The sequence below is a fragment of the Vibrio marisflavi CECT 7928 genome, assembly GCF_921294215.1.
In the GTDB taxonomy this organism is placed as follows: Bacteria; Pseudomonadota; Gammaproteobacteria; order Enterobacterales; family Vibrionaceae; genus Vibrio; species Vibrio marisflavi.
In genome coordinates this window covers 1,219,012-1,237,840 of sequence record NZ_CAKLDM010000002.1, presented here as the reverse complement: position 1 = coordinate 1,237,840, position 18,829 = coordinate 1,219,012, and the positions used below count along the sequence as shown (strand labels likewise).

Sequence of the window (18,829 nt, the reverse complement as noted above, 5' to 3'; positions counted from 1 at the left end):
TTGATACTTACGATCAAATAGGAATAACTATGGAAATTACTCCTGAAAAAATGACTCACCTAAAGCAACTGGAAGCAGAGTCAATTCATATCATGCGAGAAGTTGCCGCCGAATTTGACAATCCAGTCATGCTTTACTCTGTTGGGAAAGACTCTTCGGTCATGCTCCACTTAGCTCAAAAAGCTTTTGCTCCTGGTGTACCGCCATTTCCGCTTATGCATGTTGATACTACATGGAAGTTTAAGGAGATGATCGCTTTTCGCGATTACATGGCTGACAAGCTTGGGATGAAGCTAATTGTTCACCAAAACCCTGAAGGCATAGCAATGGGGATTAATCCGTTTGTTCATGGTAGTTCGAAGCATACGGACATAATGAAAACTCAGGGGCTTAAGCAGGCGTTAGATAAGTATGGTTTTGATGCCGCTTTCGGTGGAGCTAGACGAGATGAAGAAAAGTCGCGTGCCAAAGAGCGTGTTTATTCATTCAGAGATGAACACCACCGTTGGGATCCTAAAAATCAGCGTCCAGAGCTGTGGAATATTTATAACGGTAAAGTGAACAAAGGCGAGAGCATTCGAGTTTTCCCACTCTCAAATTGGACGGAGCTCGATATTTGGCAATATATCTATTTGGAAAACATTGAAATCCCAAGTTTATACCTCTCCAAAGTCAGGCCCGTTGTCGAGCGAGACGGGATCTTAGTTATGGTTGATGACAATCGCATGGAGCTAGAGGAAAACGAGCAAATAGAACAGAAAATGGTTCGCTTTCGGACTCTAGGATGTTACCCGTTAACGGGAGCGGTGGAATCACAAGCAACGACATTACCTGAAGTCATACAAGAGATGTTGCTAACTACCACTTCCGAACGTCAAGGCCGTGCAATAGACCATGATAGTGCAGGCTCAATGGAGAAGAAAAAGCGGGAAGGGTATTTTTAAAAATGACGGTATATGAGCGAAAGGAAAATGAATCAGTAAGTGATGACATTGTCTGGCACAACAGTGCTGTTAGCAACAAAGATAGGGCTTCACTTAAGAATCAAACTCCAGTGGTTCTCTGGTTTACCGGCTTGAGCGGTTCCGGTAAGTCAACTATAGCGAACGCAGTTGAGAGCTTATTATTTCAACTAGGTAAACATAGCTACTTGTTAGATGGAGATAACGTTCGGCACGGACTGAACAAAGATCTAGATTTCTCAAATGCAGCAAGAGTAGAAAATATTCGCCGTATTTCTGAAGTCGCGAATTTATTCGTAGATTCAGGAACGATCGTCTTAACTGCGTTTATCTCACCATTTGTAGCTGATAGAGAGCAAGCTCGTAAGGTAATGAAAAAAGGTCAGTTCTTAGAGGTGTTTATCGATACCCCAATTGAAGTTTGCGAGCAGCGCGATCCGAAAGGGTTGTATAAAAAAGCTCGGGCAGGCGAAATCTCCAACTTTACTGGTATCGACTCCCAATATGAATCTCCGACCAACCCTGAAATTCATATTCATACTAGTAGCAAGACAGTAGAACAATGTGCCAAGCAAGTAGTGGAGAAACTAAAAGAATTTGGTTATTTAGACGTGAGCTCTTAACTCTACTCTTTGAATTGTAAAACCTTGAAAACGTAAATCAGTAACTAACTAGCTAAGGATTGCCCTATGTCACATTCATCGGAACTTATAGCAAAAGACATTGAAGCATACTTGAAAGTTCATGAGAACAAAGACCTTTTACGCTTTTTAACCTGCGGAAATGTTGATGATGGGAAATCAACGCTGATTGGTCGATTGCTCTATGACAGTAAATTGATCTATGAGGATCAAATGGCTGCCATTGAGAAAGACTCCCAGAAATTCAACACAACAGATGAAGACTTCGATTTAGCTTTGTTAGTCGATGGATTGCAATCCGAAAGGGAGCAAGGGATTACTATTGATGTTGCTTACCGATATTTTTCAACGGATAAGCGGAAGTTCATAATCGCCGATACCCCAGGGCACGAACAATACACGAGGAACATGGTAACAGGGGCTTCAACGTGTGATTTAGCGATTGTAATGGTGGATGCTAGATACGGGATTCAGACTCAAACTCGCCGCCATAGCTATATATGTAGCCTGCTTGGGATTCAGCACATAATAGTAGCAATCAACAAAATGGATCTTAAAAACTACGATAGAACCATTTACGAAAAGATAGAAAACGATTATCGAGAAATGGCACAAAGTTTTGATATCAAAGATCTACACTTTGTACCGATCTCAGCGCTAAAAGGTGACAACGTAGTGTCTGCCAGCGAATCTATGGAATGGTATAAAGGTCCTACGCTGATGCACTTACTCGAAACGGTAAGTGTGACTCAAGATGAAGACTTTGAGCACATGCGATTTCCTGTTCAGTACGTGAATCGACCAAACCTTAACTTTAGAGGTTTTTGCGGGACGCTTGCATCCGGTATTGTAAAAGCTGGAGACGACATTACTGTATTACCTTCAGGCAAAAAGTCTAAAGTGAAAACACTCTACACTTTTGATGGCGATCTAGACTGTGCCCATCCAAATCAAGCCATCACTATAACACTTGAAGATGAAGTCGACGTTTCGCGTGGTGACATGTTGGTCCACAGTGGATTCGAGCCCAGTTTAACGAATCAGTTAGAAGCTCATGTTGTATGGATGGACGAAACGAAGATGGAAACGGGCAAAGAATATATTTTTAAGTTTGCGACGAAATCTTGCACCGGGAACTTCTCCGATATCGTACATAAAGTAGATGTTAATACACTGAAGCAAAGCAGTAAAAGCGCTAAATCTTTGCAACTAAATGAGATAGCACTAACCTCTATATCTTTGACAGATATAGTACCTGTCGATGTTTATCAAAACTTGGCCCAAACGGGAGCGTTTGTTGTCATTGATAGGTTGTCGAATGTAACAGTTGGTGCGGGAATGACGAGTTCTATTTCAGAAGCTGACAGCTCACGACTGCGAGCCTATACGGAAGTGGAAAAAGATCTCAATGCTTATATTCGCAAACATTTTCCTGAGTGGGGCTGCACAGAAATATAAGACCTCTACTCTTATACAAAGCGCGCTGATATTGAAGATCTAGCGCGCTTTATCTATGAAATCGAACCAACTATTTCAAATCCCAAAATGCTCTTTTAGCAGCAATACCCGTTGCGCCGTGCTGTATTGCCTCTTGGTAGTGGGTAAGTTCTAAACCGCCAAGTGCATAAACGGGTAAATCTGTATTGTTTGCAAACTTTGAAAACTTCTCCCAGCCCATCGGTATGCCTTTAGGGCTGCTCGGCGTTTTAAATATTGGGCATACAATTGCGATATCAGCTTTTAATCTTTCTGCTTGTTTCAGTTGTTCTTCTGTGTGGCATGCGGTCGATAGCAGTTTATTTGTTGCAAATGGCCTAGATTCATATTTAGCAGCTTCAAAACTTGGTAGATGAATCCCATCAGCATCAGTAGACTCAAGAAGCTCTATCGGCCCATTAAGTATCACCTTCGCATTGTATTGGTGGATAAGCTGAATAGCCGGGTTAGCAAGGGTAAGGTAATTGTCTTGCGATAGGTTCTTTGAGCGAAGCTGAACCAATTTGATGCCTTTAGATAGACTATTTTCTAGCTTTGATAAATACAGATCTAGATCTGACTCGAAGTCGGGCGTGATTAAATAAAGATTATGCTGATCACTTAACATTGTTTGTCCACACTGATTTTTCGAAGGTTTTGACGAATGTTACTTTAATATAAGTGTCGTATGCCAGTATTAAATACATGTTATCTAAGAGGTTATACCCAGTAAGTCAAAGCAACTGGAACAACGAGTATTGTCATTAATGTGGAAACCAAAATTACGCTGGCAACGCTAGGCGCATCTTCTTTTCTATAAATAGAGACCCATAAGTAGGTGCTTGCTGCTACGGGCATTAAACCCTCCAAAATAAACACACCGCGAGCGACACCCTGAAACCCGAAAATAGGCAATGAAACCCAAGTTAGAATTATGGCGACAACTAGGTGATAGATAGCTAATCCAGTCCCTAATTTCATATTACCAAGTTTCATTGTTGAGAGGCTGTGCCCAAGTGTTAGCAACATTAATGGTATTGCTAAGCCACTTAATATATCTAGCCCTGAAGCAATGGGTTTTGGAAAGTGAGTACCTGTTAGTAGCATCACGACTGAGATGACCACTGAGTAAATTACTGGGCTAGTGAGTAGCTGTTTTAACGTAAAGCTGCCCGAGCTTATCCAGCGTCCAATAGTAAAATTAAATACAGTGACAGCAACAACAAAAGCAAGTCCGTAAATCAACCCTTTAGGGCCATACACCAAAGCACAGATTGGTAGGCCAGTGTTGCCGACATTACTCAAGCTAAGAGGGTTTAAGTATGTACGGATGGGGAGTTTAACAAGCTTTAAAAAAATCGCAGTTATAGCGACAAAAGCCAAAATAATCCATACACCTGACAACAACATTTTAAAGAAGATATCTAAATCTATTGTACGTCCTACAAGGTGGGCGAGAATGAGAGAAGGGTAGCCAACATTTGCCATTAGGCTTGTCACTACTTTTGTGTCGAAAGGCTTATTGAATTTTCCAAGCAGAAAACCGACAAAAATACAAAGCAATACAGGAAGAATAATGTTTATTAGGTGATAAAAAAGATGTTCCATACCATTCCCAATGTTTTATAAGTTACATATGTTTGTGATCAGCACTAAGCATGAGACGTTACCTCTAACTAGACTAGTTAGTGCCATCTTCAGTGTCTAGTTATCTTATATGACATATATGTTAGCTAAACTTACAAACTAAAGATGAAATGATTTTACGGGGGATTGAGGAAAGAATTTATCCTACTCTTGCTAATTTGTAAATATAGCTGCTTAGTTACTATCCGTTAAACTTGAGCCTTTGAGTTTTGATAGGTATACAGAGGTTACTTGTTAGTCATTGTTTCTAATGGTGTGTTAATGACGTATATGAAAACAAATTTGATGGACTTCTGTGATAATGTTTTTGATTTTAACTACCTAGTGGCGTAGCGGTAGGACATGACTTATCAGGGTATACACTTTGGCTATTGCCTGTTCTAATATGAGTTATAGGAAGCCAAAATAGAGGGATGTATGGAAATCAGGAAAAAGTTTTCTGAGTGGTACCTTGAGCGAAAAACCAAGCAAATAGCTTCAAAATTAGTACCATGGTTAAAGATTAATGGTGAGAAGCCAGTATATACCAAAGAAGATGTGGACTACGCTCTTGAGCGGACGAAAATCGACCTTAAATATAAAGAACTAGCTTATGCAATTTTTTGTGGTGATAGCCAGCGCTCAGAGTCTCTTCGTAAGCAAGGCCTAAATAGATATTTGGCAAGAAAGTCCAGACGTCCGAAAAGGTTTGGTCGTTTCCCCATTCAACCCTAACCGAAATATGAGTGAGCTGTCATTTGTTCCTGTTGCCAACACTGATATCGAAGAAGTATTTCGAGTTATAAAGCAGGGTACGTTCCAACAAATAGATACTACATTTGGATGGGATGAAATATTCCAGCGAAAAAGGTTTAAGTCCAGTTACCAATTGAGTTGGTTTCATTGGGTATACAGAGGCTCAACACGTATTGGCCTGGTTTGCTTTAAGCATGTAAATCGTGGCTTTCACCTTCACTATATTGTTATCCTTCCAGAGTATCGACAAAAAGGGTACGGTAAAGTGGTTATGTCTCTTGTACACTCAATGGCGGTAAATAGTGGGTGTGACAATGTCACATTAAGCTGTTTTAAGCGAGATGATGTGGCGGTATATTTTTATAAGCAATTGGCATATAAGATAATTGCTGAAGAAGAACATTTTTATCGATTGGCTAGAGAAATAACGTGAAACTCAAAATATATCAAGTTGACTCCTTTGCATCACAAGCGTTTCAAGGAAATCCTGCTGGAGTATGCATTACTGAAGAACCACTAGATCAGAAGTTGATGTTGTCTATTGCGGCTGAAATGTCGGTTTCTGAAACCGCTTTTCTTTCGCTGAGCAATAACACACTCAAGTGGTTTACTCCCACAACGGAAGTTGAGCTATGTGGACATGGCACACTGGCTGTCGCACACATAATGAAAGAGCGCCAACTACTCAAAGTAGGGCAATCATTTGTATTCAATACGTTGTCTGGCGAACTGGAAGTGTTTATTCGTGAAAACGATATAGCCATGACCTTTCCCGCCCCTAAACTGGAGCAAAACTGTTCACTTGACCAGAAATTAATAGAGTATTTAGGCATTCGTGACGGTGAAATTAAGGCAGTAGTAAGCTTTGAATCTAAGTTAATCATTGAATTGAATAGTGAAGAGCAATTGCTGAGATTGCAGCCAAACTATAGCGGCCTGCTAGACTGTGAAGGAAGAGGTATTGCTGTTACTAGTGCAAGCAGTTCACAAACTATCGATTATTCAGCCCGATATTTTGGCCCTTGGGTTGGAATAAACGAAGATCCCGTTACTGGTTCAGCGCATTGTGGTCTAGGCGTTTATTGGCAAAACATACTTGGGAAGTCTGAGCTACATGCGTATCAAGCTTCTGAGCGAGGGGGTTATCTGAAACTGGAAATGCTACCCAACAACAGGGTTAAGCTTATTGGAACAGCAGTAACAACTCTGGATGCTGTCATGACATGCTAGTTTTTGAGAACAAATAAAAAAGCCTTTCCTGTTTAGGAAAGGCTTTCTCTTATGGAGTATGTAAATGATTAACTGTCACATAGAATGAGTGTTACTCAAATTCAATTTCTACATAGGCTTCAACTTCTATATCCGGCTCATCACCACCGTAATAGGTTGTTTCTGAAGATTGGTAGCTTTCGGTGACACTTCCAGAGCCATCTCCGTAGCTGACTTCAGAGGTTTCATACGTTTCGACGTAACTTCCTGATTCATCCGAATAGCCAAACTCTGTGCTATCAACCGTTTCTATATACTCGTCTGGGCCAGTATATTCTTCAACAACAATCACATCTGGAGAACTGGTATATGTTTCAATAACTATGGTATCCGGTTCACTATAATCGTCCACAATGACAATACCAGAGTCGTCTGTTGCGTCGATTACAACCACAGCTGCATCGTCGTGAACAACCGCTGTACATCCTGATGCCAATAGGCAGCTAACTAATATTGCTATGTACCTCTTCATACTAAACATCCTTTTTAGATATGCAATGACCGTCTTTTTATAGTATCCATAACTATTAAAGATGTGTTTGGTTTAATCCGATTATTAGAGAAAATGACGGAACTATGTGAAAAATTCAGATCAACAGCACAATAAATATTACTTATTATGCTGGTGGTTGGCTTGGCTGTAAGAAATTAGAGTAAAAACATTAGGATGATTGAGTAATATTTCGTCTGTTGTGGTGTTCATTAATAATATTTAGGCTGTCAAAAATCTGGGCGAGTATCTGAATAGTTGCAATTAGCTGATGGGCGACCTGCTTTTGGCTTGGCTCACACAGTTTAATTTGCTCTAGTGTTGATGAGTCAACTAAAGCGTGTGGCCCAGACAACTCTTTTCCTTCAATTTGCTGATAGCAAGCCTCAAAAACGATGTCTTTATTTTGCTTAAATTCTTTTATAAGTGCTGTTGGTAGAGTAGTTTTTTGCTTAGCTAGTACTGCTAGGTTTGTTGCGTGATTTAAGAAAGTATGGGTGCTTTGTCTAACCGATTTGACCAATTCAAGGTATTCCTCACGATGGAAAGGTTCTCGCAAAGCTTGCTGATATCTGTTTATGAGCTCATGCTGACATTGATAAGCTGCCACTCGCTGAGCGTCTACAATATCTAAGCTGATACTTTTGTTTCCAGAATAACTTTCAAGTAATGTCCCTAATAAGCTTTCGAAGCTAGATAGCGTGGTTTTTAATTGCATCCTAAGCCGGTTAGTACTCCATTGCGGCCAAAGTACTATATTGGCTATCAACGCAATACTACATGCAATTAGTGTGTCCCAGAATCTAGGAGTAATGGCATCCAACCCAGCGTGCGCTAGCACCTGAAACTCAAAAATAACAAACAGTGTTATGCCTATCACAGCGATGGAATAGTTGCTTTTAATAAATGAAAAGAATGCAGGTACCACGAAAGCAAGGATCAATAGCATGAACCAGTTTGGTGGTGAAAAAGATAGAATGATGTAAGCACCTGTCAGGCCAATCACTGTACCAACAGCACGGCTCATTGCTTTTGCTCGTGTAGATACATAGTCACTTTGCATCACAATGGAAATCGTCATCAGAATCCAGTAGCTGTTATCCAAATTAAGTAGCTTTCCAACACCGTACCCAACAGCCATACAAATGGTGTAACGCACTGCATGCCTAAGTACGGTTGATTGCCATGATAGACTGGCTTTCAGTTTATCTAGCCAGTGTTGTTGGGGAGCATTGGCCAGTTCATGATGAAATTGAGGACGCAAACTGGATAATCTAGCGGAAATGTTGGTGAAATGTTCGTTGGCCAGCTGAATTAATTCACCGTGCGAAGTGGGGGTGAGGAAAAACTTAACCCTGAGTTCCAATATCAATTTACTATCTATGACGTGTTTTACAGGGCGGTGGTTTAAGGTGGCGCTAGCGATCTCTCTGATTTGTTCCGAATAAGACTTCATTAGGGCGACAAACACAGGCTTTACCTGCTTGTCACAAAATATGGGGTAGAGCTGCTGGGGCGCATGAGTGGTGGAGCTAAATAGCTCATGGAGCTCTTTGCCTAAAAAATACAACTCTCGTAACTGATTCAGTTCTGGCTTAGCGGGTTCTTTGATCGATTTAACCAGTTTTTCTCCTTCAAGAATAAGAGTTGTTAGCGTTTGCTGCAGCGGAAGCAAAGAGCGGTTGTCAAAAGGCTGTATTGTCATCAATTTGCACTTGAGATCAACGTACTCGGAAAGAGTAGAGTAAAAGCTGGATAAATTTTCGCGTAGTCCGCGGTATGGCCAAATACTGATCCAAGTTCGGCAGATGATTAAATGAACAGTAGAACCAAGTAAGTAGAGCAGTGGTGTCTGCCAAAAACCACTTTGCAAGTCATTGGGGTGAGTAAGAATTACGAGCAACAAGCTTGCAACTCCAAGTCTAGCAGAGCTAATACCAAACGCAGAATACATTGCGAACACAAAAGTGAACAAACTAATGACTAGCAGGTATGGAGTATTGAAGTGAAACAGAAGTAAGAGCAAAAGTGTCGTGATGAAAAAATGTAGGGTGTGGATTATCCCTACACGCCAGAAGTTTTGCTTAGGTTCATCTGCGCCGCTTATTAGAGCTGCAAACATACCAAGTGTCGCGGTAAGCCCTAGCACGGTTTGATGGATCAGTAGGCTGCCAAACAACAGGATCAAAAGTGATAAACCTGATTTAATTCCGTAATTTAAGTTAGGTTTGTTTAATAGGGTGAATCTGTGAAAAATATGAGAAAAGCTTCTATAAGCGGTTGAGATCGTATCGCGAAACATTCACACACCTTAGGTAAGCACTAGGCACGTAGATTAATAGATATAGTTAGCTTATACCTAAATGGCTTCTTCTGATACAGAAAGATATGGGGCAACATATTTATTACTTTATGCTCTGTGCGTTACGATATTTGCCAAGTGTTACTGAGCAAGATATTAGCTGCTATTAACATTTGATGCTTAATTTAATAAATGCAGAAGTTTAGGCTAAAGTTAATGTGTCACAGTAGATTGTAGAGCAAATACGGTATGAAATTCCAAATTGTTTATTAGTTTCAATTTACCCATAAAAAGCTGATATTAAACGATTGACTTATTTGTATTGTCTGTAGAAGTTTTCACCATGTTGGTTGAGTTTAGTCAGTGTTTGGCTGTTGTTGTAACCTGCTGATAACAATGCGAATCACAGAAAATATTAATTCTAATATGAGTAAATAAACTAATTTAAAACGCAATATATGGGCGCTTTAATCAAATTTTGGATAAAAACTGTCTAATTGAGACGAAATATACATAGAACTGACAGTATATTAACGATTACTAGCTCTTTATGACTACTATAGCGTCTAGAATTGCCCCTAGTAGAGTGTTGTCATGAATTTTAAACTAAAAGCTTTCTTGGTTGTGATGGGAATACCGTTCCTAATGGCGCCTGTTTCATGGGCTAAAGAGCCAGAGCAAACAGCGATACCAATCAAGGTTCAAGTCGTACAGAATCGAGAATTTACCGGTCAGCTGCAAGAAGTAGGAAAAATTATTCCAGTCGATTCCACAGCATTAACGTTTAGTGCGTCAGACAAATTAAAGAGTAAATACTTCAAGGATGGCGCGTACGTTAAGAAAGGCGACTTAATTGCAGAGCTAGACAACACTCAAGCAAAAGGCGAGCTAGACAAAGCAGAAACGCAATATGCCATTGATCAGTCGAAGTTGACTCGTATGTTGGCTCTTGTGAAAAAGCAGCCAGACTCCATTTCTAAGCAAGACATTGAAAACCAGAAGCTGCAAACCAATTTAGCTCGAGTTGACGTGGAGCAAAAAAAAGCCGATATGCAAAACTATCAGCTTATTGCTCCGTTTGATGGGCGATTGACCAGCTTCAACTACTCAATCGGCAGCCGGTTGGATAGCTCCGATGTAGTTGTCTCTATAATCAAGGCTGACCCAATTGAAGTAAATTACTCAATTGGCCAGAAAGAGTTAGGTGAAGCGAAGATGAACCAAAAAGTAACGGTTCAAGTAGACGCATACAAAGACAAGACTTTCACTGGATATGTAGACTATATCGCTCCACAAGTAGATAACCAATCCGGTCGCATAGAAGTTCATGCGAGCATAAAGAATACAGACAAGCTGCTAGTACCCGGTATGTTTGCTAACGTCACACAATACTCCTCAGAAAAAGTCACTTATCCAATCGTTTCGCAAAATGCGGTTGTAGTTAATGGTGACCAGCGTTATGTCTGGTTGTATACGGGCAATGGTGTAAAACAACAAACTGTAACGCTAGGCGAGAATACAAATGATGGTTATGTTGTTATTAAACAGGGTATCCAAGCGAATGATAAAGTGGTTGTCGCTGGGCAACAAAACTTGAAACCAGGTTCACTAGTAAAAGTGCAAGGTTTCGTTAAATATCAAAATTCAGACAAGAACAACAGTGGTTCAACAGCATCAAGCACTTCAAAGGAGAGTGCTGATACTGCACCTCAAACACCAGTAGCATCTTCGACACCTGAATCCAAGGGTGATGCCAAAGCAACAAGCAGTACAGCACCGGCAAACGACAAATCAAATAGCGTGGAGCAAACAAAGCCAACCGGCACTGAGACTACTCCCCAAACTAAGCAGAGCGCTAAAGCCCAGCCGCCTAAAGTTAGTGCGGTAAGCAATAAAGTTATAACTGAAGTATCAACGCAACCCACCAAAAATAACTCAGTTAATAAAACGGACGCAAAAGTGGTAAAAATTAGCCAGAAAACTGCACAACCTGCTAAGGCAAAAAAGGATGTGAATAATGAAGCTGCCTGAGATTTGCATTAAGCATCCAGTCTTCGCCAGTGTAATTAGTATTGCTATTGTGCTTTTAGGTGCAATGGCAATCCAGAACCTACCGATTCAATATTTCCCAGACCATAGAGCTCCAAATGCAACGGTTACAGCGAATATAGAAGGGGCAAGCGCAGAGTTTATGTCCGATAATGTTGCGGACAAGTTAATCTCAGCCGCAACTGGCCTTAGCTCTATAAAGAGCATGAATACTGACTGTAGTGAAGGCACTTGTACGCTGCAACTTTACTTCGATGACAATGTATCTGAAGTAGAATATGCGAGTTTAATGAATAACCTGCGCAGTAAGATTGCTTCAATTACAGATTTTCCTGCCAGTATGATTGATAAGCCAGTTGTAACTGACGACTCTTCTCAACATTCTCTGCCAAGTAACATTATTACGTTTGTTGCCAAAGGTGATATTACCAAGCAGCAAATGTATGACTACATAAGTCAGCAGCTTATCCCACAGTTTAGGCATATCCAAGGTGTTGGAGCAGTTTGGGGGCCATATGGTGGTAGTAGTAAAGCGATTCGTGTTTGGCTAGAGCCGGACAAGATGGCGGCACTTGGTATCAGTGCTACCGATGTTGTGAGTACATTAAGTAAATACAACGCAACATTTACTGCAGGAACCATCAAGGGCCAAGCTCGTGATTTTTCTATCAACCCAGTAAACCCTGTTGACACTGTAGATGGCGTTCGAGAGCTTGTTATTCGCGATGACAACGGCAAGATCGTACGTGTTGGAGATGTAGCTAATGTAGTGATGGGTGAATCAAGCTTGACGCCTTCAGTATTGAGGGTAAATGGCAAGCTAGCCATGTCTCTTCAGACGTTACCACTAAAAAGTGCTAACCCTGTAGTTGTGGCTGCGCGAGTTAAAGCAGCGATGGCGAAAATGAACGTGCCAGACACCATTCAAATGAAAATGGTGTATGACCAAGCTGACTTTATCAAAGCGTCAATAGACGAAGGGTTTGTTACCCTGCTGGAAGCTATTGTATTGGTTTCTGCAGTGATCGTTTTGTTTTTGGGTTCTTTCCGTGTTGCGGCGATTCCGCTTATTACCATTCCGGTTTGTGTGATAGGTGTTTTTGCTATCATGGAGATGCTTGGCTTTAGTATTAACGTATTAACTATATTGGCGATAATCTTAGCAATAGGGCTGGTGGTTGATGACGCAATTGTAGTAGTCGAAAACTGTTACCGGCATATAGAGCAAGGCAAAAAGCCACTTCAAGCTGCTATACAAGGTAGTAAGGAGATTGTATTCCCCGTTATAGCGATGACCTTGACCCTAGCTGCGGTATTTTTCCCAATTGGATTAATGTCTGGTTTAACAGCAGATCTATTCCATCAGTTTGCATTTACACTTGCCGCTGCGGTGATTATATCTGGCTTTGTAGCGTTGACTCTATCACCGATGATGAGTGCGCATATGCTCAAGCCGGTTACGAAAACTCCGGGTTGGTTTGAGTGGGTTGAAGCGAAGATAGAGAAGCTTACAGACAAGTATGTTCATTTCTTGAAGATTGCCTTTGAGAAAAAACTAAGCCTGTTTGGCTTCGCTGTTCTGCTAATTTTAGTTTCAGTTATAGCAGTATGGTTTATGCCAAAAGTACTCTTACCAACTGAAGATACAGGCTTTATCGATGTGTCTGCAACGCCTCCTACCGGTGTTGGTCGAGCATACAACCTGCAAAATGACGCTCAATTAAACAGCATATTTAAAGGCGACCCAGCGATAGAAGCGAATATGGCTTATATACAAGGAACACCTTTAAACCAAGTGATTTTAAAGCCCTGGGGCGAGAGAAAACAGAGCATTGAACAAGTTATCAATCAATTGATGGCAAAGGCAAAGTCGACTGTATCTGCATATGGTGTCTCCATGTCCGTGCGCTCGGCAGATAACTTAGATTTGCCAAGTGGTTTAGTGCTCGAGCTGACGACAACCAATAATAATCTAGGTTCTCTTGGGAAAACTGCGCAGAAAGTTGTCAAAGCCTTAGAAGACTACCCGGGCGTATCTAATGTGAAGAACTCTATGCTAAGAGATATGCTGCGATATAACTTGTCTATCGATCAAAATGCAGTCGTGATGTCAGGCGTAGATTATGCTGATGTGACAAGCGCGCTTTCCACTTTCTTAGGCTCAAACCAAGCTGCCTATATTAAGATGAAAGACGGTTACACGTACCCAATCAAGGTACAAGTAAATGAAAAAGACCTCGGTGACTTTAACGTACTTAATAAACTGTATGTGATGTCTAAATCTGGTCAGCAGTTGCCGTTGTCTCAGTTTGTTACGATTAAGCAAGTGACTTCTGAATCTCATATAAAGACATTTATGGGACTAGACGCGTCGCAAATTACCGCAGATATACTTCCAGGCTATACGGCGAGTGATGTTGAAAAATATGTCGACAGCCATGTCCCAGAGTTACTGCAGAAAGATCAATCGTACCAATTCAATGGTGTAGTTAAAGACCTGAAAGATTCGTCGAAAGGTATGCAGCTGTTATTTGGTATGGCACTGGTATTTATTTTCTTAATACTAGCAGCACAGTTTGAAAGCTTTGTTGATCCTTTAATCATTCTTTTGACGGTTCCATTGTGTTTAGTTGGAGCTATTTTGACACTAAATCTGTTTGGACAAAGTCTTAACATATATTCAAAGATTGGACTGCTGACATTGGTTGGTCTAGTCACTAAACACGGAATATTGCTAGTAGAGTTTGCTAACAAACAACAACAGAATCATGGTTCAACACCAATGGAAGCTGCTATTGAAAGTGCGAAATCGCGTCTCCGTCCAATCTTGATGACGTCTCTCACTATGATCATTGGCTCTTTGCCTCTAGCGTTGGCTGAAGGGCCGGGATCAGTTGGCCGTATAAATATCGGGTTGGTGTTGGTTGGTGGCTTAATATTAGGGACGCTATTCTCGTTATTCCTCGTCCCTCTTGCCTATGTTGCAATGGCGAACCTTCGAGAACAGGATGTGATGTACCAGCTGAAGCAATTGAGAAGAATAAAGAGATAGAGCTTAGTATCTGTTTAGAGCAAAAAGTCACCAGTAAATGGTGACTTTTTTATTTACAATTTGGTAATTAACCACAGTTAGGATTATTTATTAGAGTAACTGCTTGACTAGCGTCTTATGGCATGCGTAAATCAGTACGTGATAAGATTAAAAATGTTACTTGTACCGCAAAAAGGCTCTTCGTATTTTGCATTTCATGTTACTTAGAGTCGGTACCCAAGTTGGCGGGTATATAAGATCTATAAGAGAGAGTAAGGATTCGTGAAAGAATTAGGATTTGATTTAAAAACGTTAGAGGTATTCATTGTTACTGCCCAAACAGGCAATATGACAATGGCGGCCAAACAGCTTGGTCTTACTCAGTCTTCTGTATCTCAAACTCTTGCAAACCTAGAGAGAAATCTCGATGCTCAGTTGTTAGATAGAAGTGTTCGTCCTGCAGGGCTTACTATTGCAGGGCGTTATGTTTACGAACAAGCAAATAAATTAATAGCGAAAGCGAAAAGTGTTCGGCAGGTAGTACTCCAAGACAAATTCGAGAAGATTCACTCGTTAAGAGTTGCTATGGTGGATTCATTGGCGAGTCATTTGTCGACACCTTTAGTTAAACTCATTAAACATCACTCTGAAAGCTGGACAATTAGCACTGAACTGTCTCAGCTCGCTCGTGAGTCTTTGATTCAAAGAGATGTCGATATTGTTATCTCTGATGACCCTTCCGAGCAAAATGAGTATTTGGCTCGCTTCCCGATTGTCAAAGAGCCATTTTTGGTTGTATTGCCAAAATCATATGAAGGTAAAAACCTAACGCTAGAACAAATAAGTAAAGAGCTGGATTTGATTCGCTATGCTGATGATTCATTTTTAGGTCGTACTATAGAAGGGTATATTTCTCGTAGCGCTCTCAACGCTCCTGAAAAGGTTAAGCTTGACAATACACAGTCGGTACTTTCGTGTGTTAGTGCAGGTTTAGGCTGGACGATTACGACACCGCTGTGTTTGCTTCAGAATGGTATTCCTCGCGAGGAGTTGACGTGCTTAGCTCTTCCTGAGCTAGAAGGCTTGTATAGAGAGCTATCGTTATACAGCCGTCAGAATGAACTGGATAACTTACCGCTGTGTATGAGCCAAAATAGTCAGCAAATTATTCGTGACAAGTTCTTACCTAAACTTGAGAAAGAACTTCCTTGGTTATCAGAGCAAGTTCAAATCGGTTAATTGATGCATAAAGAGGCTGAGTGAATGCTCAGCTTCTGCTTTCTGATTGTTGTTCCTCTACTGCACCTCTCCACTGTTTTAAAACCTACTTACCAAAATCTACTTTTAATCGTGCAGGAAATGCGCGAATTCGATTGTTTACTCCTACCTTTGTTATGTGACTTGAAGAATATTCTTTAGTGTTAAAGGTAATGAAGCGCAATGAAAGCAACGGATGTACAGACAATTGAAGATGCCATCGCTATAGTCGAAGAAAGAGGGCTTACACACGTTAAAGTTGGTCTTTTTGATAACGATGGAGTCTTGCGTGGTAAATACATGTCCAAGGCAAAGTTTGAATCATCATTGAAAAATGGATTTTCTTTTTGTGATGTCATATTGGGTTGGGATGTTAAGGATCAACTTTATGACAATGCAAAATACACCGGCTGGCATACCGGTTATCCAGATGCACAAGTTCGCATACTCCCTGACACTTGCCGAGAAGTGTATGCAGAAGAGGGAATGTTACTTTTTTTAGCAGAGTTTAACGGAGACGCTGAATCTGTTTGTCCTAGAGCACTGTTACGCAGAGTTCTGAGGAAGGCCAAAGAAATGGGCTTTCATGTATCTGCTGCCTTGGAGTATGAATTCTTCCTTTTCAACGAAACGCCACACTCTGTCAGAGAAAAAGGGTTTCGCAATTTAGAATCCTTTACGCCTGATTGGTTTGGCTATTCCGTTATAAGAAATAGCGTTCACTCCAACCTTTACGAGTCTATGTTGCAGATGGGCGAGATGATGAACTTTCCTATCGAAGGTCTACATACAGAAACCGGTGCAGGAGTTATAGAAGCGGCTATATCTGTAGACAGTGCACTTCATGCTGCCGATAAAGCAGCGCTGTTTAAGACCTTTACTAAAGTTTGGGCACAGAAGAACAATTTGCTGGCGACCTTCATGGCGAAATGGTCTGGAGATTACCCGGGACAAAGCGGACATATACATCTGTCAATTCAAAATGATAAAGGGGATGCTCTGTTTTTCGATGAAAGCAAAGAGAGCAATATGAGCCATCTCCAGCGCCAGTTTTTGGCCGGACAACAACAATTGATGCCGGAGTTCCTGTGTTTAATTGCTCCGACGGTTAACAGCTACACGCGCATGGTTCCGGGCTTTTGGGCGCCAACTGCGGCGACATGGGGGGTTGAGAATAGAACCACAGCGTTGCGCGTGATCCCCGGCAATAGCAAAGCTCAGAGAATCGAATATCGCTTGGCTGCTGCAGATGCTAACCCGTATCTAGCTCTATCCGCTGCAATAGCGTCTGGTCTTTACGGAGTGATGAATAAATTAGAGCCGACGGCGCCCACAACCGGAAATGCTTATGAGCAAACGAGCGATCAGAAAAACAAACTTCCAAGCACCTTGTGGGAGGCTGCACAGAGCCTGAAAAGCTCAAAACCCGCATTGGAACTGTTTGGAAAAGATTTCGTTCATCACTTTGCTGCGAGTCGAGAATGGGAAGAGCGCGAGTTTAGGAAGCATGTTACTGATTGGGAAATGGATAGGTACTTCGAAATCATCTGAGGCTAAAAGGAATGGCTTTATACCAAAAAACAATATCTCCTATTGATGGCAAGGAATACGTCTGTCGAGAATTAGCGACAGAGTCACACGTGCGCTCTGTGTTGGCATTGTCACAATCTACTCAGCGAGTTTGGGCACAAACAAGTTTAGAAGAGCGTAAGCGAATTTGTGTCAAAGCACTTGATTGGTTGCAATCCAATCAAGAAAAGCTTGGATTGGAACTATGTTGGCAGATTGGGCGGCCAATTCGATATGCCAAAAATGAGATAGCAGGGGTTGTAGAGCGAGGCGAGTTTATGATCGCGGCTAGTGAGAAAGTTTTGTCTACGATTTCCGTCGCAGAGAAAACGGGTTACACCCGCTATATGGAAAGAGAGCCGATTGGTGTTGTTTTTGTTGTAGCGCCATGGAATTACCCCTATTTGACCGCTATTAATTCGATCATTCCCGCTTTACTTGCAGGCAATAGCGTTGTTTTAAAGCACTCAGCACAAACACCACTTTGCGCTGAGCGCCTAGTCGAAGCCTTTGAACATGCTGGATTACCTAAAGGTATATTTCAATATTTGCACTTAAATCACTCAATGGCAGAAAGTGTGGTTCGCTCTGGTGAAGTGAATCATGTCGCTTTTACTGGATCAGTAAAAGCTGGACGGGCTATGGAACAATTTGCCGCTGGACAGTTTATTGGGCTGGGGCTGGAGTTAGGAGGCAAAGATCCTGCCTACGTACGTGAAGATGCAAATTTGGATTCTGCGGCCGAGACAGTTATTGAAGGCGCATTTTTTAATACAGGTCAGTCGTGTTGCGCAATTGAACGAGTCTATGTTCATCACTCTCTTTACGAGTCGTTTGTAGAACGAGCCACCCAATTGGTAACGAAATATCAGTTGGGGATACCGACGGAAGAAGAAACAACTTTGGGGCCTTTGGTATGTTCTGAAGCAGCAAATTTTGTGAGAGTACAAGTCAATGAAGCGGTTGCACAGGGAGCTCAGTACCACATCGACAAGCGCCTTTTCGAATTGGACGATGGAAACAGTGCTTACTTGGCACCTCAGGTACTAACCAATGTTAGTCACTCAATGCGGGTGATGACAGAGGAGTCCTTTGGGCCCGTTGTAGGTGTCATGTCGGTATCAAGTGACGAGGAAGCGGTCATGCTGATGAATGATAGCGAATATGGCTTAACGTCTTCTATCTTTACTAGGGACATAGAATGTGGCACTGAGTTGGGGCGAAAAGTTCAAACAGGTACTTTTTTTATCAACCGTTGTGACTATTTAGATCCGGCTCTAGCATGGACAGGCATTAAGCATTCTGGCCGTGGTCACACGTTATCTGAATTTGGCTTTGATGCATTCACTCGTTTGAAATCATTCCATATAAAGCACCCGAATTGAGAGACTCGAGCTGGTG

The 18,829-nt window shown here is 41.4% G+C and carries 15 protein-coding genes; 11 read left to right on the top strand and 4 right to left on the bottom strand.

Annotated elements, in window-relative coordinates; all coding sequences use genetic code 11:
* The first annotated feature begins 29 nt into the window (after nucleotides 1-29).
* From cysD to cysN, 3 genes are all read left to right on the top strand, one after another.
* Nucleotides 30-944: a sulfate adenylyltransferase subunit CysD gene (gene cysD, locus L7A31_RS12420; RefSeq protein ID WP_435532890.1), complete on the top strand. Its 915-nt coding sequence runs from the start codon at nucleotides 30-32 to the stop codon at nucleotides 942-944.
* A 2-nt stretch (nucleotides 945-946) separates the two neighbouring features.
* Nucleotides 947-1,585 carry an adenylyl-sulfate kinase gene (gene cysC / locus L7A31_RS12415; protein WP_237362011.1) on the top strand — a complete coding sequence of 213 codons (639 nt, stop codon included), beginning with the start codon at nucleotides 947-949 and terminating at the stop codon, nucleotides 1,583-1,585.
* A gap of 66 nt (nucleotides 1,586-1,651) precedes the next feature.
* On the top strand, nucleotides 1,652-3,061 hold the full coding sequence (cysN, locus tag L7A31_RS12410; RefSeq protein ID WP_237362009.1) for a sulfate adenylyltransferase subunit CysN: 1,410 nt from the start codon (nucleotides 1,652-1,654) through the stop codon (nucleotides 3,059-3,061).
* A 70-nt stretch (nucleotides 3,062-3,131) separates the two neighbouring features.
* On the opposite strand, the gene L7A31_RS12405 is transcribed toward cysN, so the two are convergent.
* Complete coding sequence (locus L7A31_RS12405; protein ID WP_237362007.1) at nucleotides 3,132-3,707, bottom strand: thiamine phosphate synthase; 576 nt, start codon at nucleotides 3,705-3,707, stop codon at nucleotides 3,132-3,134.
* A 92-nt stretch (nucleotides 3,708-3,799) separates the two neighbouring features.
* Nucleotides 3,800-4,687 (bottom strand): AEC family transporter, encoded by an 888-nt coding sequence (locus tag L7A31_RS12400; RefSeq protein WP_237362005.1) that lies wholly within the window; start codon nucleotides 4,685-4,687, stop codon nucleotides 3,800-3,802.
* A 456-nt stretch (nucleotides 4,688-5,143) separates the two neighbouring features.
* On the opposite strand from L7A31_RS12400, the gene L7A31_RS12395 reads away from it, so the two are divergent.
* The 3 genes from L7A31_RS12395 to L7A31_RS12385 are packed head-to-tail and all read left to right on the top strand — an operon-like array spanning nucleotide 5,144 to nucleotide 6,691.
* Nucleotides 5,144-5,440 carry a DUF6559 family protein gene (locus L7A31_RS12395; RefSeq protein ID WP_237361999.1) on the top strand — a complete coding sequence of 99 codons (297 nt, stop codon included), beginning with the start codon at nucleotides 5,144-5,146 and terminating at the stop codon, nucleotides 5,438-5,440.
* Nucleotides 5,441-5,447: 7 nt separating this feature from the next.
* The gene (locus L7A31_RS12390; RefSeq protein WP_237361998.1) at nucleotides 5,448-5,894 is read left to right on the top strand and encodes a GNAT family N-acetyltransferase; all 447 of its coding nucleotides are present in this window, start codon (nucleotides 5,448-5,450) and stop codon (nucleotides 5,892-5,894) included.
* Complete coding sequence (locus tag L7A31_RS12385; protein WP_237361996.1) at nucleotides 5,891-6,691, top strand: PhzF family phenazine biosynthesis protein; 801 nt, start codon at nucleotides 5,891-5,893, stop codon at nucleotides 6,689-6,691. The genes L7A31_RS12390 and L7A31_RS12385 overlap by 4 nt, the downstream gene beginning before the upstream one ends.
* Before the next feature lie 91 nt (nucleotides 6,692-6,782).
* Here the strand turns inward: L7A31_RS12385 and L7A31_RS12380 are convergent, their stop codons facing one another.
* Together L7A31_RS12380 and L7A31_RS12375 are read right to left on the bottom strand one after the other, a co-directional pair.
* Nucleotides 6,783-7,202, bottom strand: a complete 420-nt coding sequence (locus L7A31_RS12380) for a hypothetical protein (protein ID WP_237361994.1) — start codon at nucleotides 7,200-7,202, stop codon at nucleotides 6,783-6,785.
* 190 nt (nucleotides 7,203-7,392) lie between these two features.
* Nucleotides 7,393-9,522 carry an FUSC family membrane protein gene (locus L7A31_RS12375; protein WP_237361992.1) on the bottom strand — a complete coding sequence of 710 codons (2,130 nt, stop codon included), beginning with the start codon at nucleotides 9,520-9,522 and terminating at the stop codon, nucleotides 7,393-7,395.
* Between the two features lie 594 nt (nucleotides 9,523-10,116).
* On the opposite strand from L7A31_RS12375, the gene L7A31_RS12370 reads away from it, so the two are divergent.
* From L7A31_RS12370 to L7A31_RS12350, 5 genes are all read left to right on the top strand, one after another.
* Nucleotides 10,117-11,553: an efflux RND transporter periplasmic adaptor subunit gene (locus tag L7A31_RS12370; RefSeq protein WP_237361990.1), complete on the top strand. Its 1,437-nt coding sequence runs from the start codon at nucleotides 10,117-10,119 to the stop codon at nucleotides 11,551-11,553.
* Nucleotides 11,540-14,623, top strand: a complete 3,084-nt coding sequence (locus tag L7A31_RS12365; protein WP_237361988.1) for an efflux RND transporter permease subunit — start codon at nucleotides 11,540-11,542, stop codon at nucleotides 14,621-14,623. Before L7A31_RS12370 ends, L7A31_RS12365 begins: the two co-directional genes overlap by 14 nt.
* Before the next feature lie 261 nt (nucleotides 14,624-14,884).
* Nucleotides 14,885-15,841, top strand: a complete 957-nt coding sequence (locus L7A31_RS12360) for a LysR family transcriptional regulator (protein WP_237361986.1) — start codon at nucleotides 14,885-14,887, stop codon at nucleotides 15,839-15,841.
* 201 nt (nucleotides 15,842-16,042) lie between these two features.
* Complete coding sequence (locus L7A31_RS12355) at nucleotides 16,043-17,410, top strand: glutamine synthetase family protein (protein ID WP_237361984.1); 1,368 nt, start codon at nucleotides 16,043-16,045, stop codon at nucleotides 17,408-17,410.
* Nucleotides 17,411-17,421: 11 nt separating this feature from the next.
* On the top strand, nucleotides 17,422-18,813 hold the full coding sequence (locus L7A31_RS12350; protein WP_237361983.1) for an aldehyde dehydrogenase family protein: 1,392 nt from the start codon (nucleotides 17,422-17,424) through the stop codon (nucleotides 18,811-18,813).
* Nucleotides 18,814-18,829: the final 16 nt, after the last annotated feature.